This is a genomic window from Secundilactobacillus muriivasis (assembly GCF_054785195.1).
Map to the genome: position 1 here is coordinate 1 of NZ_BAABMI010000056.1, position 24769 is coordinate 24769.

19 protein-coding genes, 2 pseudogenes and 1 riboswitch are annotated in these 24769 nt (G+C 48.9%); of the genes and pseudogenes, 13 read left to right on the plus strand and 8 right to left on the minus strand.

From position 1 onward, the window contains the following. Positions 1–74 precede the first annotated feature (74 nt). From ACYVR3_RS12380 to ACYVR3_RS12400, 5 genes and pseudogenes are all read left to right on the plus strand, one after another. Positions 75–392: pseudogene (locus ACYVR3_RS12380) on the plus strand (cupin domain-containing protein); the annotation flags it as partial. Beyond that, a complete protein-coding gene (locus tag ACYVR3_RS12385) occupies positions 392–712 on the plus strand; it encodes a carboxymuconolactone decarboxylase family protein (protein ID WP_054732261.1) in 321 nt (106 codons plus the stop codon). The pseudogene ACYVR3_RS12380 and the gene ACYVR3_RS12385, both read left to right, overlap by 1 nt. A gap of 71 nt (positions 713–783) precedes the next feature. Then, complete coding sequence (locus tag ACYVR3_RS12390; RefSeq protein WP_461244499.1) at positions 784–1452, plus strand: matrixin family metalloprotease; 669 nt, start codon at positions 784–786, stop codon at positions 1450–1452. A gap of 98 nt (positions 1453–1550) precedes the next feature. Beyond that, entirely contained in the window at positions 1551–1718 is a 168-nt protein-coding gene (locus ACYVR3_RS12395; RefSeq protein WP_156301620.1) for a hypothetical protein, read from the plus strand. Positions 1719–2259: 541 nt separating this feature from the next. Further along, positions 2260–3450 carry a class I SAM-dependent methyltransferase gene (locus ACYVR3_RS12400; RefSeq protein WP_461244500.1) on the plus strand — a complete coding sequence of 397 codons (1191 nt, stop codon included), beginning with the start codon at positions 2260–2262 and terminating at the stop codon, positions 3448–3450. Between the two features lie 425 nt (positions 3451–3875). Here the strand turns inward: ACYVR3_RS12400 and ACYVR3_RS12405 are convergent, their stop codons facing one another. The 3 genes from ACYVR3_RS12405 to rpsN all read right to left on the minus strand — a co-directional run bounded on the left by ACYVR3_RS12405 (position 3876) and on the right by rpsN (position 7128). Then, positions 3876–6203: an ABC transporter ATP-binding protein/permease gene (locus ACYVR3_RS12405; protein WP_461244501.1), complete on the minus strand. Its 2328-nt coding sequence runs from the start codon at positions 6201–6203 to the stop codon at positions 3876–3878. A 535-nt stretch (positions 6204–6738) separates the two neighbouring features. Beyond that, positions 6739–6846 (minus strand): putative metal homeostasis protein, encoded by a 108-nt coding sequence (locus tag ACYVR3_RS12410; RefSeq protein WP_461244502.1) that lies wholly within the window; start codon positions 6844–6846, stop codon positions 6739–6741. Between the two features lie 12 nt (positions 6847–6858). Then, complete coding sequence (gene rpsN / locus ACYVR3_RS12415) at positions 6859–7128, minus strand: 30S ribosomal protein S14 (RefSeq protein ID WP_461244503.1); 270 nt, start codon at positions 7126–7128, stop codon at positions 6859–6861. Between the two features lie 218 nt (positions 7129–7346). Here rpsN and ACYVR3_RS12420 point away from each other — a divergent pair. From ACYVR3_RS12420 to ACYVR3_RS12440, 5 genes and pseudogenes are all read left to right on the plus strand, one after another. Next, a pseudogene (locus ACYVR3_RS12420) lies at positions 7347–8241 on the plus strand (metal ABC transporter solute-binding protein). 68 nt (positions 8242–8309) lie between these two features. Next, positions 8310–9020: a TIGR00266 family protein gene (locus tag ACYVR3_RS12425; RefSeq protein ID WP_461244504.1), complete on the plus strand. Its 711-nt coding sequence runs from the start codon at positions 8310–8312 to the stop codon at positions 9018–9020. Between the two features lie 402 nt (positions 9021–9422). Then, positions 9423–9523, plus strand: a riboswitch (TPP riboswitch). 84 nt (positions 9524–9607) lie between these two features. Then, positions 9608–10792, plus strand: a complete 1185-nt coding sequence (gene cytX / locus ACYVR3_RS12430; protein WP_461244505.1) for a putative hydroxymethylpyrimidine transporter CytX — start codon at positions 9608–9610, stop codon at positions 10790–10792. A 28-nt stretch (positions 10793–10820) separates the two neighbouring features. Continuing rightward, on the plus strand, positions 10821–11318 hold the full coding sequence (gene thiW, locus ACYVR3_RS12435) for an energy coupling factor transporter S component ThiW (RefSeq protein ID WP_054732276.1): 498 nt from the start codon (positions 10821–10823) through the stop codon (positions 11316–11318). A 502-nt stretch (positions 11319–11820) separates the two neighbouring features. Beyond that, entirely contained in the window at positions 11821–12270 is a 450-nt protein-coding gene (locus ACYVR3_RS12440; protein ID WP_461244506.1) for a DUF2975 domain-containing protein, read from the plus strand. 63 nt (positions 12271–12333) lie between these two features. On the opposite strand, the gene ACYVR3_RS12445 is transcribed toward ACYVR3_RS12440, so the two are convergent. From ACYVR3_RS12445 to ACYVR3_RS12465, 5 genes are all read right to left on the minus strand, one after another. Continuing rightward, complete coding sequence (locus ACYVR3_RS12445) at positions 12334–13278, minus strand: FAD:protein FMN transferase (protein ID WP_461244507.1); 945 nt, start codon at positions 13276–13278, stop codon at positions 12334–12336. Positions 13279–13391: 113 nt separating this feature from the next. Continuing rightward, positions 13392–15644: a 5-methyltetrahydropteroyltriglutamate--homocysteine S-methyltransferase gene (gene metE, locus ACYVR3_RS12450; RefSeq protein WP_461244508.1), complete on the minus strand. Its 2253-nt coding sequence runs from the start codon at positions 15642–15644 to the stop codon at positions 13392–13394. Positions 15645–15799: 155 nt separating this feature from the next. Further along, positions 15800–16609 carry an ethanolamine ammonia-lyase subunit EutC gene (gene eutC / locus ACYVR3_RS12455; protein WP_461244509.1) on the minus strand — a complete coding sequence of 270 codons (810 nt, stop codon included), beginning with the start codon at positions 16607–16609 and terminating at the stop codon, positions 15800–15802. Further along, positions 16606–17985: an ethanolamine ammonia-lyase subunit EutB gene (locus tag ACYVR3_RS12460; RefSeq protein ID WP_461244510.1), complete on the minus strand. Its 1380-nt coding sequence runs from the start codon at positions 17983–17985 to the stop codon at positions 16606–16608. Before ACYVR3_RS12460 ends, eutC begins: the two co-directional genes overlap by 4 nt. 21 nt (positions 17986–18006) lie before the next feature. Continuing rightward, complete coding sequence (locus ACYVR3_RS12465; RefSeq protein ID WP_461244511.1) at positions 18007–19410, minus strand: ethanolamine ammonia-lyase reactivating factor EutA; 1404 nt, start codon at positions 19408–19410, stop codon at positions 18007–18009. Between the two features lie 196 nt (positions 19411–19606). Here ACYVR3_RS12465 and ACYVR3_RS12470 point away from each other — a divergent pair, with 196 nt between their 5' ends. The 3 genes from ACYVR3_RS12470 to gdhA all read left to right on the plus strand — a co-directional run bounded on the left by ACYVR3_RS12470 (position 19607) and on the right by gdhA (position 24277). After that, positions 19607–21241 (plus strand): amino acid permease, encoded by a 1635-nt coding sequence (locus ACYVR3_RS12470; RefSeq protein ID WP_461244512.1) that lies wholly within the window; start codon positions 19607–19609, stop codon positions 21239–21241. A gap of 528 nt (positions 21242–21769) precedes the next feature. Then, positions 21770–22207, plus strand: a complete 438-nt coding sequence (locus tag ACYVR3_RS12475) for a GNAT family N-acetyltransferase (protein ID WP_461244513.1) — start codon at positions 21770–21772, stop codon at positions 22205–22207. Positions 22208–22930: 723 nt separating this feature from the next. Further along, positions 22931–24277: an NADP-specific glutamate dehydrogenase gene (gene gdhA, locus ACYVR3_RS12480; protein ID WP_461244514.1), complete on the plus strand. Its 1347-nt coding sequence runs from the start codon at positions 22931–22933 to the stop codon at positions 24275–24277. Positions 24278–24769: the final 492 nt, after the last annotated feature.

Consider the following 24769-nt stretch of genomic DNA (forward strand, 5'->3'; position numbering starts at 1 on the left):
GCGCCTTGAGACGCTGGCAGGTACATAGGCCTTATAGGCCGAGTGCAAACCACCCGTTTTACGGGTGGTTTTGATTGAACGATCCAGCCGTTAACGTTGGTGTCGGAAATGTAACTTTTGAACCTGGTTGTCGTAACAACTGGCACATTCACCACGATGGCTTCCAAATTTTACTGGTCACGGGCGGTGAAGGCTGGTACCAAGAAGCTGGCCAACCAGCGCGCCATCTCGTACCTGGTGACGTTGTGGTGACTCACGATGGCGTTAAACACTGGCACGGCGCAACTAAGGATAGCTGGTTCTCACACATTGCCATCACTGCCGGCACGCCAGAGTGGTTGGAAGCCGTTAGTGACGACCAGTACGCTGCCGTTGAAAAGGAGACGAAGTAATGGTGAAAAAACAAACTGCAGGACGCGATAACTTGGGTGAGTTTGCGCCTAAGTTCGCTGCTTTAAACGATGACGTGTTATTCGGGGAAGTTTGGGCGCGTGAAAAGCAGATGTCAGCGCGTGATCGGAGTTTGATCACCTGTTCAGCGCTTATGGCACAGGGCCTCTTTCCACAACTGGAAGCGCACATGAAGATGGCTAAGGAAAACGGTGTGACGAAGGGCGAAATGGTAGAATTGATTACCCAACTTGCTTTCTATACCGGCTGGCCAAAGGCGTGGTCGGCATTCGGGATTGCTAAGGAAATTTTCACGGATTAAAATTATTGTACAATTGAGTTGCGTACTTAAAGGTTGTGTCATCGACAACACAACTGAAAAGGAGCAACATCATGAATTTACTCAAACAAGGGTTACTGTTATTGGGTATGCTGGGCGGATTATTGACGGAGCCGCTATCGAGTCGCGCTAAGTTGGTTACCCGGACGGAATTTACTCGGGGACAGCTACCGCGGATGACGCAGTGGTCGCAGTTTCAGTCAGCAGATCGGACAACCGACCGCGCGCCTTTATCTGTAGGGTCGGTTTGGACGCCAGCAACGCAACGTTGGCAACAAACGACGATCACGTACCGGTTAGCCCCGATGTCGGCATATTACCGTCAAATTTGGCGTTCAGCGGCGAGACATTGGAGTCGGGTGAGTTTAATTAACTTGGTTGAAACAAAGGCGAAATCAGCGGATATTACGGTTCGGACGAAGAGGCAACCGGCGCACGTTGCCCCAAGCATCGTGGGGATGACGACTTCACGGCATTATAGTCGGACGAAGCTAGCCAATCTCAACGTACTCGCAACGGCGACCGCTACGTTATATCGAGATGCAACGAAGGCCTTACGCTACACGCGACTACAACGGATTCACGTTGCAGAGCATGAATTTGGTCACACATTAGGCCTACAACATGCGCCATTTCAGCAAAGTGTGATGTACTACGTGACTAGGGATCGCACGATTACGGTTGCGGATATTCGTGGCATTCAACGCGCTTACGCAAATTAGGTTGAGTTTGCTGATTATTTTGAGATAAGTAATTGACAATTCTATAATTCGGCGTATCATATTTCTCAACTTATGACCGCTTGAAGGGAGCTGGGCGCGTGAAAAGAACGTGGATGATTACCGGATTAAGCAACGGCTTTGGCCAAAAATTGATTCAAAATTTAATCAAGAAGGGTAAGCAAGCAACCACTAATGCTCAGCAAGAACTGAAAGTTAACAGTTCGCGCAATCAGGGTAGGGTGGATGTGTTGATTAATCTTCGCTAGAGTGCGGAACGAAACGGTTTGAGAGCGGCGTGTAAGGGCAACCCGGTGAAAGCCCCGGGCTTGGGGTTTTACCGGGTTACCCTTACACATAGCTCTCTGCCCTGAGTAGCACGTTTCGGCTTGAGGACAGTAACGAACAAAATGCGGAGCAACATGTTTTGAATCGAAAACAGCAACGAACCAAGTAAAAAGTGAATTTGAAAGAACTGTCGATTATATCGGTGGTTCTTTTTTGTTGATTATATTTGTGTGTAACGGTAGAGAAAACGCGTAAATTTGACGTCATTTAACCAGTTATTTTCAGAATGCTTAAAACAACAGAAAATTACCCACCACGCGCTTTTCGGCCATCGTTCCGCACGTTGTCACAACAGTAACTCAACCGTTTTCAATGAACAAAAAATCAAGTGATGTTGATTGACAAATCACCGATATGCTTGTATTGTAATCAGTTAGTTAGCTAACAGTGTCGGCTAAGTTGACACTGTTCAGTAAACGTTTTACGTTAATTAGGAAATTGGAATGAGAGAAGGCAGAAGTGGTGTTAGAAAAAACGGTTTATCGGCAATTACTGAGTCGGGCATTTGACATTCCCGTTACAGTAACCTATTGGGATGGTAAGTTAGAAGCTTATGGTGAAGGCGAACCGGTTGTTCAAATTAAGATCAACAAGGAAATTCCGTTGAAAGAAATGACGGATAAGCCAACCTTAGTTTTAGGCGAAGCTTACATGAAGGGCGACATTGAAATTGACGGTTCAATTCAAGAGCTCGTTGCGTCAGCCTATCGTCAAGCAGGGAGTTTTTTGAAGCAAAACTCATTCTTGAAGCACTTGCCAAAGATGTCTCACTCTGAAAAATCTAGCCAAAAAGACATTCAAAGCCATTACGATATCGGTAACGACTTCTACGAAATGTGGCTTGATGACACAATGACTTACTCATGTGCCTACTTTGAACACGATGACGATACGTTGGAACAAGCGCAATTGAACAAGGTCCACCACATCTTGAACAAGTTGCACCCAGAATCTGGCAAGCGGTTGTTGGATATTGGGAGTGGCTGGGGCACCCTGTTGTTCATCGCCGCTGAAGAATACGGCTTGAACGCTACCGGGGTAACGTTGAGTCAAGAACAATACGATTACACGAAACAACAAATTAAGGAACGCCACCTTGAAGGTAAAGTTGACGTTTTACTAGAAGACTACCGTGAAGTGGACGATCAATTTGATTACGTCACTTCCGTTGGGATGTTCGAACACGTTGGGAAGGAAAACCTTGGGTTATACTTCCAAAAAGTGGCCGACTTCTTGGTACCAGAAGGTCGCGCGTTAATTCACGGAATCACTGGCCAACACGAAGGCGCTGGGGTGGATCCATTTATTATCAAATACATCTTCCCAGGTGGCTACATTCCTAACGTTTCTGAAAACTTGAAGCACATCATGGACGCTAAGTTACAGTTCTCTGACATCGAACCACTCCGTCGTCACTACCAAAAGACGTTGGAAATGTGGTATGCCAACTACGAAACTGTCCGTGAACAAGTGATTGCCAAGTACGGCAAGGAATTTGACCGCATGTGGTCACTTTACCTGCAAGCTTGCGCCGCTTCATTTGAGGCCGGCAACATTGACGTTATTCAATACTCATTGGTTAAAGCACCAAGTGGTACTGGTTTGCCAATGACGCGGGATTACGTTTACGAAGAAGATAAGGTTAAAGCTTAAGTATTATGAATCGCTCTCTGATTGAGGGCGATTTTTTTGTGCAGTGTGCGGAGCGAGGCGGTCAGAAGGCGGCGTGTAACGGGCTCTAAGGTAAACTACCGGTTTTTGGTAGTTTGGCTTAGAGCCCGTTACACATAGCCTTTTGCCTCGCGCAGCACCATTCGGCGTGGTGGCCAGAAAACGCGTGGTTGACAAGTTTTTACAACTTTAGGAACCCTGGGAATAACAGTTGAAGTGGCGCCGAATTTCGTAGTCTGAGAACGCCAGCCTTTATGCGACTTTGGCGAGCGAAGCGATGACAAACAGCCTACACCACAATCGCGTTTAATACTTAAGCTAGCCGTAATTGGCAGCGCAAAAAACACCATCACCCGGGAAATAACAGGTGATGGTGTTTTTATCATTAGTTGAAAAAGTTAACGCAATTATTCCGTCCGTAAAGCAGTCGCAGCATCCTTCTTAGACGCCATTCGTGCCGGAACGTGACCACCAAGTACGGTGAGCACGGTACTGATAATAATCAGGATAATCGCATGCATTGGGTTCAACTGCGCAACGTTACTCAAGTCGGTCATGCCTTTCAGCACGGCGTTGATTGGGAAGGTTGCCAGCCATGCAATCACGATCCCGATGACCCCAGAGGCGACCCCGAGGATCGTTGTTTCGGCATCAAACACCCGGGTAATATCGCGTTTCCGGGCACCGAGGGCTTTGAGGACCCCGATTTCCTTAGTCCGTTCCAGAACGGAGGTGTAGGTAATGATACTGATCATGATCATACTCGTGACCAGTGAGATACCAGCGAAGGCCACTAAGACGTAGGTAATCGCGTCCATCAAGCCGCCAGTCAGCTTCGACACGGAGCCGGCCATGTCGGTGTAGATAACCTTATCAGCCTTGGATTTGCCTTTGTTGTAGGCGTCTAGGTATGAGAGAACCTTATCCTTAGCCTTGAAGTTGTTGGGGTAAATTAAGATGCTAGAAGGTGTTTTGGAACCGCCTAAGTAGCTGATGAGTTGTTCTTTGGCGGCGCTTGAATCAACCGTTGCGCCAGTCAGAACGTTACGGGAACTAGCCTTTTGCGCCTTCACAATGTCTGAAGTCGCGTTTTGATCGACAAGTTCCTTTGTTAAGCGATCGCTGTAGGCAAATCCAGGGGAGAGGATGCCTTCCTCGTTAGCGGATTTGACCCGCAGAACACCGACCACGTGGAGCGTCTTATTGGCGCTATTCTTGTACATTGAAGCGTAATTGGTGTTTGGCAAGAACATCGTTGCCCGTTGGGTGTAGTAGGCGTTGTTGGAAACCGTCTTGAAGGTTGTGCCAACGATCTTGTTGAAGTTTAACTTTTGACCGTCTTTAACGGTGTAGCCAAGGTTCTTCAACGCGTTGATGTTGGTTGAATTATCCTTATTCACGATCAACACGACGTCAGTTGCCTTAGATGGGAAGCTCCCGGAAATCGCTTTATAGTGCTTCTTGAGGAAGCTGACCTTACCGGCGTTGTCGGTTGGGTATGATGAGACGCCGACGCCAGTGCTGCTGGCCATCATGCTACTGTAGTCCACGCCGTTAGCCTTACTTTGGTCGGTGTTAGAGAGTTGAACGGGTTTGATTTTGCCGTTCACATCGCGTAACAGGTTCATGCCGGTCGTGTAGGTATAGCCAATGTTTTTCCCGTATTTGGGATTCAAATCATTCACGTAATTGAGGTACTTTTGGGTTAATTTGTTGGTGTGTTGCGCCTTATCTGAATCGCTGATTTTAGCTACCACGGTGTTGTCCTTAGAGAAGTGTTCCTTCTTGTTGGCCATGCCCGTTTGTGAGGTGGCATTTTGCGAAATCGTGACCGGATATTGCGCCAAGGTGTTCGACTGTGTTTTGTCGATTTGGCGTTGGAAGCCGTTGGATAACGCCAAAACGATTGCGATGCCGATGATCCCGATGCTGGAGGCAAAGGCGGTCAGGAACGTTCGGCCCTTTTTCGTTCGAATGTTGTTGAAGGAGAGTTTGAGAGCGGTGGTGAAATGCATCTTGGTCTTCTTCAATTCAAACTGATCGGTACTTTCAGCTTCGTTGTATGGGTTAGAATCCTTTTGAATCTTCCCGTCCGCAAATTCAATGATTCGGTCCGCGTACTGGTGCGCCAAATCTGGGTTATGAGTAACCATGATGACGAGGCGCTCTTTAGAGAGTTCCTTGATCAATTCCATGATTTCAACGCTGGTGACGGTGTCTAACGCGCCGGTTGGTTCGTCACAGAGTAAAATTTCGGGGTCGTTGGCAATTGCCCGTGCGATGGCGACCCGTTGCATTTGCCCGCCAGAGAGTTGGTTAGGCTTCTTGTGCATATGATCGCCCAAACCAACCCGTTTAAGAGCGGCGATGGCCTTTTCTTTCTTTTCGGCAGCGGGGACACCACTTAACGTCATCCCTAATTCAACGTTGTCAATGATGCCGAGGTGCCCGATCAGGTTGTAGCTTTGGAAGATAAAGCCAACTGAGTTGTTCCGGTAGGCGTCCCAGTCAGAAGCACTAAACTTCTTGGTCGATTTCCCTTTAATAATCAAATCGCCGGAATCGTAAACGTCCAGCCCGCCAATGCCGTTCAGCATCGTGGTCTTCCCGGACCCACTAGGGCCAAGAATCGCGACAAATTCCTGCTTCCGAAAGGCAACGGAAACGTCGTCTAAGGCTTTGGTGACGGTGTCGCCAACTTCGTAGTATTTTTTAATATGTTGTAGTTCAAGCATGTTTTGTAGCCCCCGTTCTTAGGGGTTATTATACGGTAGTACAGAGAGTGGAGCAAGGCGTTCAGAGAGCGGAGCCTAAGGGGCTTCAGCCAGAAACTCCGGGTTTTGGAGTTTGTGGCTGAAGCCCCTTAGGTGCAGCTCTCTACCTTGCGGAACTCATTTCGGCGCAGTTGCCAAAAAGCAGTACCGTCAGCAAACTTCACAATATAATCGATCACGGACCAACAAAAGCTCAATTGGCGCCGAAAATAAGTAATAGCAATGTGCGTCGCCAGTACCACTATAAAGTAATGCAGCTCCCAATTTTTGGGGATTTGTGGTAGGCGGGACTTAGGTACAGGCCTCACGGTAAACAGCTAATCAACACCTTACCCCAAACCATCACCCAGGAAATACGCCACCACCAACAAAACCCAACCCACAAAAAAAATCACCATCCCAAACCGCCGCGGGCAGTCCAGAATAGTGATCATTAAAACGGGTTATTCAAATTCGCCACACCAGCGAACTTTAAAGTTAAGTGAATGATGAAACGTTACTTTTTCCGCTTTGCGTCCCGAATAATCTTCATCGCGCGTTTGCGGGTCTTCAAACTGGAACTCTTAAGTCGGCGGTAAGCACTAGCTAAATCAGTTTTTTCCATCGAGATAACCTCCTACCAGCTGGCTTTACGAACCCCAGGAATTTGGCCCAAGTGAGCGTACATTCTGAAGTTCAGACGAGACATCCCAAATTGGCGCATGTAGCCACGGGGGCGACCATCTAAACGGTCACGGTTCCGCAGCCGGTTAGGGTTGGAATCCTTAGGCAGGCGAGCCAATGCGGCGTAATCGCCCTTAGCCTTTAGTTCCTGACGTAGCTCAGCGTACTGAGCGATAAGCTGTTGTTGCCGGTTAAACTTAGCAATCTTTGATTTTTTTGCCATAACTACTCCTTTGACGTTAACAAGTGAAATGATTAGAAACAACCACTTAAATGAGCCACTTACAATTTGTCAAGAAACTTAATATAGCAGATTAAAGTGCATTTGGCGACTAATTTGACTCAAAAATATGTAAAACGTAAAAATTACTATTTACATCGCCGACTGAATTCGTTATTATTTAAATCGTTATCATTACGATTTGAGAGAAGGAGTTTGTTATTTTGAGAAAAGAATGGGTAAAGTTAAGTGGGTTGTTGATTGCAGTAGTCGTGATTGGACTTGGCATGAGCGGCTGTGGCCAGCAAAGCAAGTCAGCAACGAACAAGCAACTTAATGTTGTTACCAGCACCGACTTTTATGGTGAAGCGGCGCGGGCGGTCCTAGGCAATAAAGGGACGGTAACGTCGGTGATCAATAACCCGGCCACGGATCCGCACGACTACGAACCCACACCAGCAGTTGCTAAGAAGGTGCATCAAGCTGACGTGGTGGTTGCGAATGGCGTGGGATACGATAGCTGGATGACGAAGCTGACGGCTGATGGTGACTCAAGTCGCGTTATTCGCGTTGGTGAGGATCTGATGAACAAGCAAAACGGGGATAATCCGCATTTGTGGTACCAACCGGAAACGATGCCGAAGTTAGTGACGGCATTGGCAGCTAAATATGCAAAGAAACAGCCGCAAAACAAACGGTATTTTGAAAAAAATGCCAAGGCTTACGTGAAATCACGCCAGCCCATTACCCGGGAAATTGCTAAGATCAAGCAGACTGTAGCGCATACGGGTAACCGGAACGTCTACGTCAGTGAACCAGTTTTCGACTACGCACTGACTGCGATGGGCTTTAAAGTTGCAAACCATGAGTTTGAAGAAGCCATTGAAAATGAAAGTGATCCATCACCAAAATCGATTGCGGCCATGCAGGCGGGGATTAAGTCACGCAAAGTTGCCGTTTTTGTTTAAAACTGTCACCAACTTAGTTAAGCTGGCTAAACAGCACAACGTGCCGGTGTTGCCCGTAACTGAAACGTTACCTAAGGGCAAGACGTACCGGACTTGGTTGCTGAGCGAGTACCAAGCATTAGCTAAGTTGCTTGCTGCCGATAATTAACGTGGTCAACACCCCTGATGTCCGGTTATAATAAAGCCAGAAGTCACACTAAATTGGGGGATAAGCAGATGGACTACACAATTACCGAAGGGGCAACGTTTCCACTGGTCAACTTGACGTTAGCGCAAAATGAGACAGTTCAAATCGAATCGGGTTCAATGGTGTATCACGATGGACGGGTCAGTCTTGAAGGGTCCATGAATAGCAACGGTAAGAAGGGGTTTGGCGGTTTGATGAGTGCCATCGGCCGTTCCGTGACGAGCGGTGAAAGCTTCTTTATTACCCGGGCAATTGGTCAGGCAAACGGTGCGCAGTTAGCGATTGCGCCGAAAACGCCGGGTGCGATTAAGGCGATTCAATTGGATAGCGCGCATCAATGGCGGTTGAACACCGGGGCATTTTTAGCCGGTAGCGATGGCACCACGTATTCGATGACCCGTCAAAAAATCGGTGGCGCCATCTTTGGTGGAACGGGTGGACTGTTTGTGATGGAAACCGCTGGTGCAGGAGAAATGCTGATCAACGCTTACGGTGACATTCAACTGTTACACGTGACGCCGGGCGCACCGCTAGTTGTGGATAACGACCACGTGATTGCTTGGTCGAGTACGTTGGATTACGAAATTAAACCAGCATCTGGATTAGTTGGCTTTACGACTGGCGAAGGACTGGTGAATGCCTTTACCGGGACGGGTGACGTTTATATTCAAACCCGGAACTTGCGTGGCTTGGCGGAGTTGTTGAAGCCGATGATGCCGAGTGGTGGGAATAGTAACTAGGGTTAAATGAGAATTAGAAGGCGGCACTAACATCGCGGTTGGCTATCAAACGTGGTGTTGGGGTCGTTTTTAGGTTGAGGGTCTTTTTTGATTGGTTGTGGCGCTTGGCGGGTCGTTACTGTTACGTAGCCGAAACGTGCTAAAAAATCGCAGGTCCCGGCTATATAAGCAGGATAACAGCATGAACCTCAAAGAGTGGGGGACTATTACAGTTTGATGATGTTACATAGCCGAAACGTGCTAAAAATCGCAGGCCCCGGCCATATAAGCAGGATAATACCACGAACCCCAAAGGGCGGGGTTCATGGCATTATCCTACTTATATTCTGGGGCCTAACCGCGATTTTTAGCACTCTTGCATTTTTCCCCCTCACCCCTTAAACTTACTTATCAGAGACAGAAAATAAACACTAGGGGTGCCACTTTTGGCTGAGATGGGCGTTGCCCGATCCCTCGGAACCTGTTAAGTTAGTGCTTGCGAAGGAAAGTGTTGAAATCATCGGGATCATTAAATGATGGCCTTTCGTGCACAATGTTCATTGTCGCGATGGGCTTTTTTTGTCGAAAAAGAGTGGAGGTTGTTTAGATTGGGAAACACGAAGTTAAGCGGACTGTTCCTGTTATGGATCGGTGCGGCAATTTCGATTGCTGAAATCGTGACGGGGACGTTGATTGCACCGCTGGGGTGGCAAGTTGGGTTAATGGCAATTATTCTCGGCCATGTGATTGGCTGTTTTGTTTTCTTGCTGCCAGCGGGGTATTTATCAGCCCAACAGAACCGAACAGCAATTAAGGCAACGAAAACGGTGTTCGGTGAAGCCGGGGTCACGCTGTTTTCACTACTAAATGCCGTGCAGTTACTCGGCTGGACCGCAGTCATGATCGTTAATGCGCAATTAGCGATGAATGGCATTGCCAAATCACTGTTTCACTACCAATCCGTGATAGTGATGTCAGTGATTGTTGCGGTGATGATCATCATCTGGTTGCTGATGAACCACAATTGGTTGTTTAAAATCAACAACGTCATCGTGGTGTTGCTGGCGATTGGGATGGTACTGATTCTATTCACGATTATCGGTGAGGGTCGGTTGAAAGCCGGCGCCAACTTAGCGCCCATTAGCTTTGGGAGTGCCGTTGAATTGAATGTCACCATGGCCTTATCGTGGTTGCCGTTGATCGGTGACTACACGCAACACACCGACCGGCCGTTTAAGACCAGTTTGGCTAGTGTGAGTGGGTACTTCGTTGGGAGTATCGCAATGTTTGCATTGGGGCTATTCACGGTGATTTTGACGGGGCAATCCGATTTCACAACGGTCTTATCGCACTCCAGCATGGGGCTAGTGGCACTGCTGATCATTGTGTTTTCAACGGTTACAACGACCTTCATGGACGCCTACTCAGCAGCGACGAACGTGGCAAACTTAGTTAAGACGAAGCGGGTCAACTTGATCGCCATCGTCATCACGGTGCTGGGCTTACTGATTGCACTGTTCGTTTCGATGGCGTACTACCAGAACTTCCTGTACGCGATTGGCGCGGTCTTCACACCGTTATTTGCGATTCTATTCGTCAGTGTGTTTTGGATGCATCAACGGTTATCGATCACACTTAACTTTGTGTGGTGGGTGATTGGCGTTGTGGGCTATTCTTGGTTACAGCGGTTGGACTTTTTCTTGGGCACAACATTCTTCTTGTTGCTCGTGCTCAGTATCGGGGTGTATTTGACGAGCCTAGTTGCGCCGAAATACCCACTAATTGAAGATTAACTAACGTTGGTGTAAGGGAGCGAAGACGATGACAAAACGGGTTTATTATATGACCATGACGTCGATTCTGGTGGCATTGGGCGTCATTGGTGGTAGTTTTTTCGAGTTTACGGTGGGCGTGGCTAAAGTGGCGCCGATGCAGCATCTGATCAACTTGATCTCTGGGGCACTACTGGGTCCTTGGTGGGCGTTAGCGCAGGCGTTTTTGACGTCGTTGATTCGTAACATCATGGGAACCGGGACGATTTTAGCCTTCCCGGGAAGCATGTTTGGCGCGTTTTTGAGTGGGTTGATGTTTCGTTACACCAAAAAATTAATTGGCGCCGTGTTCGGTGAACTGATTGGAACGGGGATTATCGGCGCCATCGCGGCGTACCCAATTGCCAGCTGGTTGTTAGGCACTAAGGGCGCGCTGTGGCTGTTTGTGCCAAGCTTCTTCTTGAGTGCATTGGTTGGCGTTGTGATTGGGTATGCGTTGCTGAAGAGTATTTGGAAGACTGTGATTGTGCCGCAGATGAAGAAGTAGAGAGTGGAGAAGGGCGGTTAGAAGGTGGTGTATAAGGGGAGAAAGGCGAAAGCCCTGGGCTTGGGGCTTTTGCCTTTCTCCCCTTATATGCAACCTTCTGCCCATCGGAACTCGTTTCGGCATGGTGGCCTAAAAGCGGTAACGCCTAAAAATCAGCCGAAGCTCCCCGGGCTTGGGAGGTTTGTCTGGCCCGCCTTACACGCAGCTCTCTGCCCATCGGAACTCGTTTCGGCACGGTGGCCTAAAAACGGTAACGCCTAAAAATCAGCCGAAGCTCCCCGGGTTTGAGAAAGGTTTGTCTGCCTCGCCTTACGTGCAGCTCTCTGCCCTTTGGAACTCGTTTCGGCACGGTGGCCTAAAAGCGTCGTCACGCCACCCAACTCGGTTTCCACAAATATCTCATTCAAGTTACCTTTAAATTAAGTTTCCATCAAATCCACCATTTACCAGCTGATACCATGCTAAACTAGACATACTCTGTGAAAAAAGGACGGTCAAAAGCATGGGACAAACACGTGCGTTAAGATTCGGGCTGGTTGGTATCGTTGGCAGTTTAATCGGTTTGAGCACTTGGCTCGGCATCCGGTTATACGCCTCGATCCATTACGCGCCCGTTATTTTGACGATTACTGGCGTTGCGGTTGTAGTGGCGTTGGGCTTACTACTATACGTGGCTTATTGGTTAAATCGAATTTTAAACTATATTGATATGAACGTTGCGTTCTCGGAAGCGTCACTTGAGGCGCTACAGAAGATTAAAACCGCTGTGCTGCGGATGAGCGTGGTGTTGAGTACCACACTGATTGCGTTTTATCAGGCGTCGGCGTTGAGCGGTTCATTTGGTATTTTGATCGTTGGCATGGGCTTTGTTGTCGTGCCGTTTGCGGTCTACGTTTTTTGTTCCGTATTGGAAAAATTGTTAGAACGGGCCATTGAAACCACTGGCCTATGAGCATCAAAAAAAGCGTTCCGGATCATCTCAAATTGAGATCATCTGGAACGCTTTTTTGTGACGTTAAATCAAATGGTAAGCCTCATCAGTTAACTGGAACCGGTCCGTTAAACCAGAGGTGATAGCAACTTTAAAGTCGCGTGTCACGAAAATGGCTTCTAAACCGGGCTGCTTTTCAATCAACGGAATGCCGTTTTCAATGTCTTGATAGAAGCCCTCAGTCGTCCAAATATCGCCGTCGATCGAGTCATCGCTAACAATGGTGACGCTGGCGAGGTCGTTTTTGATGGGATAGCCGGTCTTCGAATCAAACATGTGGTGGTAGTTATGACCGTTAATGACCAAGAACCGTTCGTAGATGCCAGAGGTCACAATGGATTTGGCCGTTGTGGTCAGGACACCCAAGGCAACGTTGCGCTTTTGAACCGGGTTTTGAACGCCGATCCGCCAGAGGCCGTTGGGGTGTACGCTGTTGCCAACCAGTAAAATGTTACCACCGAGGTCGATGATCCCGGTTTGGACGCCGCGGCTCTCCCACAACGCCCGAATCGCGTCGGCAATGTAGCCCTTCGCAATGGCGCCAAGGTCGATTTCCATGCCTGATTTGGTGAGAAATACCGAGTGTTGGGCATCATCGAGCTTGATGTCATCGGGGTTGATCAGTTTAAGTCGTTCCTGAATATCAGCGTCGGCTGGTAAGTTGGCACCGTCAAAGCCAATCTTCCAAAGCTTGACCAGCGGCCCGATAGCGGTGTTAAAACCTAACCGCCACTGACTGACTTCAACCGCCCGTTTGATGAGTTGGTAGACGATGTCAGAAACCGTCACCGCGTGCTGGCCAGCAGCGTGATTGACCGACATCACTTCTGATTCGGTACGGTTCACGGTTAAAAGATCTTCATAGTGCTTGATGAGGTCGTTTCCCGCATCAAGATCCACCTCAGTCGCTGGTTCGTTGACGGAGAGGTTAATGGCGGTGCCGAGCCCGTAGTACGTTTTATGGAGCATAAGTCAAAGTCACGCCTTTCGTGGTTAAATGCAGAGTATATCTCGATGTTAGGCGCAAATCGGTGAGCCGTCAAGCGAGATATTTGTGGGTGTTGATTGATAACCGAACACGGTTAGTTAAGCGTTTGCCGAACATGTTCGGTTGCGGCAACCATTCGCTGTAAACTCCGAGTTACGGCCACTTCCGGCAGGGTTTTAAGCCCGCAATCGGGATTGATCCAGATGCCGTTGTCCGGGAGTGTATCGTGAATTTGGCGAATTTTGGTTTCAATCGCGGCTTCGGTCGGTAATTTAAACCGGGCCGTATCGAATACGCCAAGGCCAACGGGTGTCTCAAAGTGTTGCGCTTTGAGCGCTGGTAAGAGGTTCGGATCGGTGAACGCCAATGAGAGGACGTCCGCATCCAACTGGTCAAGTTCAGGCAAAATATCGGTGTAATGGCCTTCACAGATGTGAATTTGAACCTGAGTGGTGGGCTTAAGCGTGGCGGTCGCTAACCGAATCACCGGAATCGCCCAATCGAGGTAGTCGGCTTGCCAATCGGCGTGACGGAGTGGTAACCGGGTGCGAAAGGCGGGTTCGTCTAACTGAATAATGGCGATACCGTGCTGTTCGAGGGCGGTGGCTTCGTCTTGTAACGCCAATGCAATCTGGGTAGCACTTGTTTTTAAATCGAGATCTTCACGAGGATAGGCCCAACTAGCGAGGGTCATGGGGCCAGTTAAAACACCCTTGATTGATTTTTCCGTCAGGGTCTGTGCAAAGGTCGTTTCTGCCACGGTAATCGGGTGCTGCCACGCAATGTCACCCCAGATGATTGGTGGCTGAGCACAGTAGGTCCCGAACGACTGGATCCAAGCGTGTTCGGTAAACAAAAAGCCGCTCAATTGGTGGTCGAAGTGGGTAATCATGTCCGTTCGGGTGTATTCGCCGGTCACGAATACGTCTAGGCCGAGCTGTTCTTGAAGGGTGATGCCGTCACGGATGCGCTGCTTCGTGTAGGCGTTGAAGTCTGATTCAGATAAGCTTCCCTGAGCGTAGTCCGCAATGGTTTGCCGGTCTTGTTGATTGGTTGGAAATGAGCCAATCGTTTGGGTGGGTAATGCCGGGAAGTTGAACCGCTGTTGTTGCTGTGGTGCCCGTTGTTGTCGCGATTGTTGCCGCTTCATCGTTGCCGGGACTAGGTTGGTAATTCGTTTCGTAACGGCTGAATCAGGCTGAACGCGTGGCTGATCGAATAGTGCTTGATTAGCTGCGAGTTTAGTGATGTCGGGCGCTTTAAGCAGGGCATCCAAGTCGGCTAATTCCCCCAACTTTTCTTCGGCAAAGGCGAGGTGCTGGCGGGTATTTGCCGGTAACTGGGTTTCGGTCGCTACCGTCACGGGGACGTGCAGTAACGAACACGAGGTGGTTAACGTGAGTCGTTCGGCCGGCAGTGTCTGAAGGCGCGCTAATCGGTCAGCGTAGTTGGTACGCCAGATGTTTTGACCGTTGATGATACCAACGAAAAGCTGCTTGTCATCGGGCAGGGGCTGTTGTTGAAGCAGCGCCCAGTTGTGAGAATCTGGCAGTAAGTCTAAACCCAGGCCATCAATTGGTAACGTTGTGAGGTGCGAATAGGCTTCGCGAACATCGCCGAACGCGGTTTGAACGAGTATCCGCAACGATTCCTTTTGAGAAAGGAGTGGCTGGTAAAGCTGGTCGAATAGGGCGAGGTCTGCCGGTGTTGGCGCCAGCACCAACGCGGGTTCGTCCAACTGAATCCAGTCCGCATCCAGCACCATTAAGCGGCGAAATAGGTCGGCGTAGGCGTTCACGAGATCGATAACGTAATCGGCAGGGGCCCGTTTGCCGGTGAAAGTACTGCATTTAAGTAACGTATACGGGCCAATTAAAACGGGGCGAGCATCGTAGCCGAGGGCCTGCGCATCGCGAAAAGCGTGGGTGAAGCGGGTGCCAACGAGGTGCGGAAAGGTGTAGTCGTCAAATTCCGGAACGTAGTGGTTGTAGTTAGTGTTGAACCAGCGATGCATCCGTAACGGCGTGGCCTGTTGCTGACCGTCATCGATCCCCGCAGCTAACGCGAACGATAATTCTAGTGGTGGTAAATGCAGTTGCCGAAATCGCTCAGGTACGAGGTTAAACAACACGGCCGTATCCAAAAAACGGTCCAGTAATGCGAAATCGTTAACCGGAATCTGATCAATGCCGGCCTCATGAAGCGTTGACCAGTTTTGGTGTTGCAGGTCAGTTGACTGTTGAATCAGTTCTGTGATGCTGATTTGGTGCGATAAGTAGTGGTCAACCATGGTTTTGATTTCCAATTGGCGGCCAATTCGGGGGTACCCGGTAATCGTTGTGGTCATAATATGTAGTGGCTCCTTTTCAATTAGATTAACGTTAGTTTAGCGCATTTGGGACCGACAAAACAGGGTGAGTTGATTAATTCGGCGCAACAAAAAACGGCAACTTAGCATCGCACTAAGTTGTCGTTCGAATAGTTGTTCAGTTCAGATTCCAATCAGGCGTTCAGTGCCAGCCCCGAAGCTCGTTTGGTCAACATTTCTTTGATCAAATCAGCCAGGTAGGCCCCAGCTTCAACCGCTGGCACACCACCAGGATGAATGTTTGAAACAACGGTTCGGCGCGCTTCCGGCATGCCGACAGTTGGTCGGTAAGCGAGGTAGGCACTCATGGATTTAGCAGTTACCAGCCCTGGCCGTTCGCCAATGAGGAGGCAAACTACGTCAGCTTGAGTGGCTTCACCGAGGTAGTCTTCGGTGCCAACTCGGGCAAAGTGGATGAAGGGAATCGGCCCGATGGTGAGGTGATCCAGCGCTAGTCCTTGGGTAATCGCTGGAATGACGTCAGCCACGTTCGCTTCGATAGCGGCCGAACTAAGACCGTCACCAACGGCGATCAAAACCCGCGGATTCGTGGGGTAGAGCGCTTGAACCCGTTTAAGTGTATCGGCTGATAATTGTCGCCCCCGATCCGGTCGGGTCAAATACTCACTTTCGCTTTCACAAACGGACTGAAACGGCACAAAGCCTTGCTGTTCGATAAAACTGGTTGAAACGTCAGTCCAAACAGCGTCCCGAGCAGCGGCGTGGTCAGCACGAAGCCGGAGAACGGAGCGGGTGGTGTAGCGAGTACCAACGCGGCCTAATCCCAATCTTGCGGTCGTACTGGCTTTCAGAAACCGGTAACCGGCTTTGTCTGCTGGATGGTCAACGTTGAGTAGTTGTTGCTGGTCTTGGGCGCGTAAGTCGATAATGGCGCCGGTGTCGTCAGTGGGAAGTGGGGTGATGTTCGGTGCGATAAAGTTCATTTAGCGGCCTCCTTAGTGAGAAAAACGGATGCGTCGCCGGCCTTGCTAGTGAGGTGGCCATCGTGGCTTAGCCCCAGTCGTTCTAGCCAAGCGTCAAATTCGGGAATCGGGCGTAAGTTAAGCAACTCGCGGATGGTGGCCGTTTCTTGGTAGCCGGTGGACTGATAGTTCAACATGACGTCGTCCGCCTGTGGCACGCCCATGATGTAGGTGCAACCGGCGTTGGCGAGTAACATGGCCAAATTTTCAATGTCGTTTTGGTCGGCCTGCATGTGGTTGGTGTAGCAGACGTCGCACCCCATCGCCAGACCACTGAGTTTGCCCATAAAGTGGTCTTCCAAGCCGGCACGCGTAACTTGTTTGGCATCGTAAAGGTATTCGGGTCCGATGAACCCCACAACGGTGTTGACGATGAACGGATCAAAGTGGCGCGCGAACCCGTAACACCGAGCTTCCATCGTCACTTGATCAGCACCAAAGTTCGCTTCAGCGGAAAGTTCGGACCCCTGACCAGTTTCAAAATACATGACGTTCGGTCCGCTATTGTGTAGCCGTTCGTGTCCCAATTGGTTCGCATCTTCAATCAACTGCCGGTTGATCCCGAACGCGGTGTTGGCCTTTTCCGACCCGGCAATCGACTGAAAAATCAGTCCGGCTGGTGCACCCTGTTCGATGGCCTTCATTTGGGTCGTCACGTGGCCGAGCACACAGATCTGGGTGGGAACTTGCCAAGTTTCGCAGAAGTCGTGGAAGGTCGTGAGAATGCGGGTCAAGTTATCAACGGTGTCGTTAACGGGGTTCAAACCAATTACGGCGTCCCCGATGCCCATACTGAGGCCTTCCATGGTTGCGGCCATGATGCCGCGTAGATCATCGGAGGGGTGGTTGGGTTGCAACCGTGATGAGAAGGTCCCGGGACGCCCAATCGTGGTGTTAGCGGTTTTTTCGTTGTGAATTTTTTTAGCCACGCTAATGAGGTCGAGGTTGGTCATTAACTTGCAGACGCCCGCGATCATTTCGGCGGTTAGGCCGCCAGAGATGGCGTGGATCATTGCGTTGTCAGTCGTGGGGGCCAACAGCCATTCACGTAACTGTTCAAGGGTCCAGTTCTGAATTTGTTGAAAGACCGTTGAATCAAGGTCGTCGATGATCAGGCGGGTGACTTCATCCTGATCGTAAGGGACTGCGGGATTTTCATAGACGTCTTTTAACGTCAGCTGAGAAAGAACGATTTTGGCGGCTACGCGTTCGGCCGTGGAATTGGCGGCGATGCCGGCGAGTTGATCCCCGGATTTGACCTCATTTGCTTTTGCGAGGACCTCCTTGACGGTGTTGAAGTTGTAGCGTTGGTTACTTAGGGTAACGGTAAGATTCATGAGCGAGTTCCTCCTCTAAAGTTAGTTGAAAATCAGGGTTTTGACGATAACGGGAACGGTTTGGCCGTTAGCAACGGGAAGGCCAATGTCGAGGTAGTCGTCGCTGGTTGCCGAAATGTTATCGAGGCAAACCAGTGGGTAATTGAGTGGTAATTGGCTTCGCAGGCTATTGCCTAAGGCCTTAGCGGCGTTTGGCTGCATGATGATCACAAGTGGTAGGTGTTGCGCAATCGCGGTGGCCATGCCGGTTAGAATCAATTGCGCCCATCGTTGCAGTTCCGCAAAGGTGACGGTGATCTCAGGAAGCGCCAACGCCACTGTTTCGTTAGGATAGCGGGCTAACTTGGCCGTAATAGCTTTGACGGTATCCCTAGTAGACGATAGTTGTTCGACGGTGATCACCGGTATGTTTTGAAGGGGCAAGGTCTCGGGGGTGTAACTAATCGTGCTACCACTGAGCATCATCGTTTGGGACCCCGCGCCAACAACGGTCGCCTGAATCGTTTCATCGGCCTGATGAACGTGGCGTTCGGTGAACAACCGCGAGTGGCGAACGGCGTAGCCTAGCAAGGGACCGATGTCACCGAATCGAAACGGGTCAGCTGGCAGTTCGGTGGTCAAACAATCGGCAACGCCACCCGAAAACGTCAACGTTGTGGGCGCTGGCATCGGCGTGAGCGATTTGTCAGTAACGAAATGCTCAAATTCCGGTGCCGGCGCATCAATGCCCACCGCACGTTCTAGGACATGTGTCATCGCTTGAATCACGGGCATGAGTTCGGTAACGGTAGTTCGTTTACCAAGCTGTAATGTCGGTTGCACCCGGTCAATCAGCGGTTTAAGTTTCGGCGCTAAGTAGGTAATGCGCTGTGATTGATCAAGCCGAATCAACCGACCACCAATATCGAAACAAGCTGTATCCTGACACCGACCGCCGGTGAAGTAGGCGAGGTTACTAGTGCCGCCGCCAATGTCAATATTAATGACTGGCCGTGGGTTGGTGACCGTCAAAAGAGAATGGGCCGCACTTTTAGCGGCAATCAAACTCTCTAAGCCGGGACCGGCAGTCGCACAGACAAACCGACCAGCGGAGGCGCTAAGTGCGTGGAGCACCTTATCAGCGTTGACTTTCCGAGCAGTTTCGCCCGTCATAATAATGGCACCGATTTTGAACTGATCTGGATCGGCGTGGGCTAATCGGTACTGTTCGGCGACGAACTGGCGAATGCGTTGTTCGTCAATCCGAACGTGATCAATTAACGGGGTAAAAATAACCGGACTACGATAGGTAATTTGTTTATCGCTGATCGTTAGGTGTGGCAACGAGAACCCGGAGGCGGTGTTCTCGATGGTCAGGGTGGCGATGATCAGGGACGTTGTTGAGGTGCCGATATCAATGCCAACGGTTTGGAAAGTGTCACCCAAGTGTTCTCATCTCCCTTTAACTTATGTTATAAATAGTAACATCATTTAAACAGTAAAATAAGGGCAAAACCAAATGTAAATTAAAAAGAAATTAGAATAATTTTGTGAAAACACTTGAAAATTAAAATTGATGTTATATAATCTAACACGTAAACAACGATTGTCCGTTAGACTTGATTGAGAGGAACGTGAAAGCATGATTATTTTAGGTATTGTCATTTTTGGATTAATGCTTGTGATGATGGGATTTATTGGTGTCCAAGCAGCACGTTCGGTTCGAGCCGCACGGGGTCAAGCTGAAACGACCACCAAGTCGTTCGGCTACAAACAAGAATTGATTCGCGATATGGGCGGGTTTTCAAACTTTGCCGTGTCGTTTTCGATTATTTCGATTTTAACTGGGGCCGTTTCCTACTATGGTTATGGTTTTAGCCAAGGCGGTCCCGCCATGATGGGAATCGGCTGGCCGTTAGTAACTTTCTTCGTTCTATTCGTTGCAGCGGCGATGGCGGAATTGACGTCAGCGATTCCAACCTCGGGTGCGATTTATCACTGGGCATCGATTTTGGGCGGCCCAACTTGGGGCTGGTTTACCGGTTGGTTGAATATCGTTGGGCAAGTGACCATCGTTGCCGGCATTGATTACGGCTGTGCCACCTTTGCTTCGAACTTATTATTTACGAACCCCAGTAAGGCTGTCTTTCTTGGGACTTACGCTGTGATTTTGATCAGTCACGCCCTATTGAATCATTTCGGGATCGATTTGGTATCAAAGTTGAATTCAGTTTCAGCAATCTATCACGTAGTAGGGGTGATGCTGATCATCGGCGTCTTGATTGCCGTAGGACCACAACACCACGTTAGTTATCTTTATAGTACCTTTTCAACCCAAACATCATCGTCAATGCCATACTGGGGCGCCTTCCTAGTCGGCTTACTGCAAGCGCAATGGACCTTGACCGGATACGATGCCTCCGCTCATACGAGTGAAGAAACGTTGAATCCGCGGGTTCGCGCACCATGGGGCGTCTTCCTTTCCGTCGCGATTTCCGGGATCTTCGGCTTTATCCTGTTGGCCTTGGTAACGATGTCGATCAAAAATCCAAATGCGGTCGCAGCCGCCGGCAACAACGCCTTCATCGTGGCGATTCAACAAGCGGTTGGGACGCGGTTCAGTGGCGTTCTGCTATGGCTAGTCACGATTGCGATGTGGTTCTGTGGCTGTTCGTCAATTACGTCATCATCCCGGATGGTCTACGCTTTCAGTCGTGATAATGGCTTACCATTTTCAAAATACTTGAAGCGCGTCTCAGCTAAGTTCCATACGCCAGCGATTGCGATTTGGGTCGTTGCCATCATTGCGTTTCTTTCCGGGATTTCCAACGGCATTTACGCCGTGATTGGGACCATGAGTGTGATTGGGTTGTACAGTTCCTACTTTGTTCCGATCGCGCTGAAACTGCGGGCGCAACTTCGAGGGATTTGGACCAGTGCTGATAACGGGCCTTGGCATTTAGGCAAATGGAGTGTGCCGGTCAGCATCGTGGCGAGTCTTTGGGTGATCTTCTTGATTGGTCTGATGGTCTTATCACCAACCGACGTCCAGTTAACGTCACACCTCGTCTTGCACTATGCGACTGGGAAAATCATCTTCGTTGTACTGGTTGTGTTGATTATCGACTACGTGGTTTCGGCCCGTCACAGCTTTGCGGGACCGAAGTTAGGGTCGTATGAGCAGTTGAGTGCGCGGTTGACCCACCATGAAGCTGGCTTCAACCGGCCTACGGTGGATGCCGTTCAGTTAAAGCAAACTAAGCATGATCAGTGGTAATTAAGTGACTGTGAATTGAAAAGGTACCGAAACGTCAGAATAGTCTGGGGTTCCGGTACCTTTTTAGTTGGTGCATCAGGGTGAGAGGGCCTGATGCTGAGAAAGTTGAAATTGCACTTCATTAACGCTAGTGAAACTATGTAGGGTTCCTTTGAGGTAGATCACTGTAATGTTGTCACACCACTGTTTTCAATCACTTCCAATTCTTCAAAACTAAATGTAATCAATATGTAAGCTAGTCGTGTTATAATAACCTCCTTCCTACTAAAGGGTGAACTTAACACAAAAAGCCGGTAGCTGTTTTGAACAGCTACCGGCTCGACACCACCGCTGCCCGCAAACTTGCGGGCACCTCAAACGGCCCGCGCGTCAAATTAAGACGACGCGGACAACGCGAATTTGAGTTGTGAAAGTCAGTGATGTCATCGTTAAAATCTCCCTTGAGTAATGTGGATTTACTTTAACATTAAAATAAAGTAAATTCAACCATTAAATTTTAATTTTATTGAAGCTAAAGCGAGGTTTCTTATGCAAATTGAACAACTCACGCAACTAACTGACGATGTCTTAGACCAGATCATGGCCATTTGGTTGACCGGTAACCTAGATGCGCACCCGTTCGTACCAGCTGATTATTGGCGAGAGGCGCAGCCCGAAGTGGCCACTCAGATCCGCGAGGCAACGATTTACGTTGTCCGGGATGACGATGAGACGATTGTGGGGTTTGCCGGGATGGTGGACCGTTATTTGGCGGGACTATTTGTGAAACAAGGCTACCGCGACCAAGGCGTGGGGAGCATGTTGCTGTTTGCGTTGAAGTCGGACTACAAGTTGATCAAACTGAACGTTTACGAAAAGAACGAGCAAGCGGTCAAGTTTTATCGCAAGCACGGGTTTGAAGTTAAGGACCGCCAGATCGACGATGAAACGGATCAAGTTGATCTGATGATGAAATATAACGCGTAACACCAAAAACGAACCCTCTCAGTGGTTCGTTTTTTTGATACGTTAGTTTATTGGTGGGATTAAGAGATGTTTAGAATAGGGGACTGCGCTGACTGATATTGGGTGACGTTGATTGATCATAGGCAACTTCCTTTCTAAATTGAGGTGTTGAATTAATTGTTCGAGGTTCAGTTTAGTGGGAAGGGCTTAATTAGAGCTTAAAGCGAATTGAAGAATTGTTGAAGGTAGTTAAGATCGGTTAAAGGGTGGTCAATGTAAGGTACTGACTGGGTTAAATAGGACGTTGAAGGCAGTGTCGTTGACGAGTCAACCCGATTTGAGACAGTAACACCTTAATGTTAGTTATGTGAAGCAGTCGAAATATGAAAATATCATATGAATTCATGATTATTCATTAAGAATCGGCAAAATATGCGTTTTTTAAACTAACTACCGGGTAAAATAATCATGATTATGCGCTATTTGAATTCGAATGAATCCTTGATTTAAAAGGGATGGTGAAACTTGTTACGGTTAATTAGTCGCTTCTTAAGAAAATCTTAACATTTAATCGTATTTTAATATAAAAATTCGATATTCGGTTGCTATATCAACGTTTTGTTCACATTTACACGTTACGGAGGACGTTTATTAGTCAACATTGATGTGCTATACTCAATACAACGTTTAACAAGCAACGTTTAATGAAACCTAATTCCGTGACGATAGAGAGGACCGATATCGATGACAGCAGCTACAGATTATTTTGCATCAGTTCGCGCCGAAATTGAACGGCGTGATCCAAACCAAACCGAATTTTTAGAAGCAATTGATAACTTCTTTAAGACGTTGGAACCCGTATTTGAAAAACATCCCGAATACATCAAGGCCAACATCTTGGGTCGTTTGACCGAACCAGAACGGGCATTCCAATTCCGGGTGCCTTGGGTCGACGATGAAGGAAACGTTCAAGTTAACCGGGGCTTCCGGGTTCAGTTTAGTGGCGCTATCGGTCCTTACAAGGGCGGCTTGCGGTTCCACCCATCCGTTAACTTATCCATCGTGAAGTTCTTGGGCTTCGAACAAATCTTCAAGAACAGCTTGACCGGCCTACCAATCGGCGGCGGTAAAGGTGGGAGTGACTTCGATCCTAAGGGCAAGTCCGATGGCGAAGTCATGCGCTTCTGCCAAAGCTTCATGACTGAATTACAACGCCACATTGGCTTAGACATTGATGTGCCAGCTGGTGATATTGGTGTCGGCGGTCGTGAAATTGGTTTCTTATACGGCCAATACCGTCGTTTACGCGGCGCAGAACGTGGCATCTTAACTGGGAAAGGCTTGAGCTACGGTGGTAGTTTAGCCCGGACCGAAGCCACTGGTTTTGGGTTACTTTACTACACCGAAGCCTTATTAAAGGCCCAAGGCGAAAGCATCAAAGGTAAGACGGTCAAGGTTTCCGGTGCCGGGAACGTTGCCATCTACGCCATTCAAAAAGCAACTGAATTAGGCGCTAAGGTTGTGACGGCTTCTGATTCAAATGGTTTCGTTTACGATCCAAACGGGATCGATTACAAGGTAGTTCAACAAATCAAAGAAGTTGAACGGGGCCGGATCAGCGATTACGCTGAACGGGTTGCAACGGCAACCTACCAAGAAGGCTCAGTTTGGGACTTTGACGTGGACTACGACGTAGCATTGCCATGTGCAACGCAAAACGAAATCGATGGCGCGAAGGCTGAAACCTTGGTTAAGAATGGTGCCAAATACGTGGCCTGTGGCGCAAACATGCCATGTACCCCAGATGCCGTTCAAGTGTTCAAGAAGGCTGGCGTACTGTTAGGTGCCGCTAAGGCTGCTAACGCTGGTGGGGTTGCTGTTTCAGCGCTTGAAATGAGCCAAAACAGCGAACGTTTGTCATGGACCTTTGAAGAAGTGGACAACCGTTTAAAGGACATCATGGAAAACATCTTCGCCGAATCACAAGCCGCTGCTGAAGAATACGGCTTGGGTAAGGATTACCTTGCAGGTGCTAACATCGCCGGCTTTAATAAAGTGGCGGATGCGATGATGGCGCAGGGAATTATCTAGAGAGCGTAACAAAGCGTTTAGAGAGTGGAATATAAGGGCGCCCCGAGTAAAACTGCCGTTTTTTGGCAGTTTTACTCGGGGCGCCCTTATATGCAGCTCTCTGCTTTGTGAAGCTCATTTCGGCGCAGGCTAATTAAAACGATAGCGTCAGCAAGCTTCACACTGTAGTCGATGATTGCCAACTAAAAGATACAGTGGCGCCGAAAATAAGTAATAGTAATGAGCGTCGCCGATAGCACTTAGAAGTAGTAATCAACCCCGGATTTTGGGCGGTTTTGCTGGCCTGTCCTTATATGCTTTGTGAAGCTCATACATCAGCAATGCCCGTCACCGACAACACGCAGTAACCTTAATGCACTATCTCAAATTTTAACCAGTATCGCTCATACACCACCAAATCGGTACAGCCACGCCCAAACCAATTTAACCTCACCCAAAAAGCCGCTACCTCGGAGAAAAATTCCCCAAAGATAGCGGCTTTTTCACCCCATT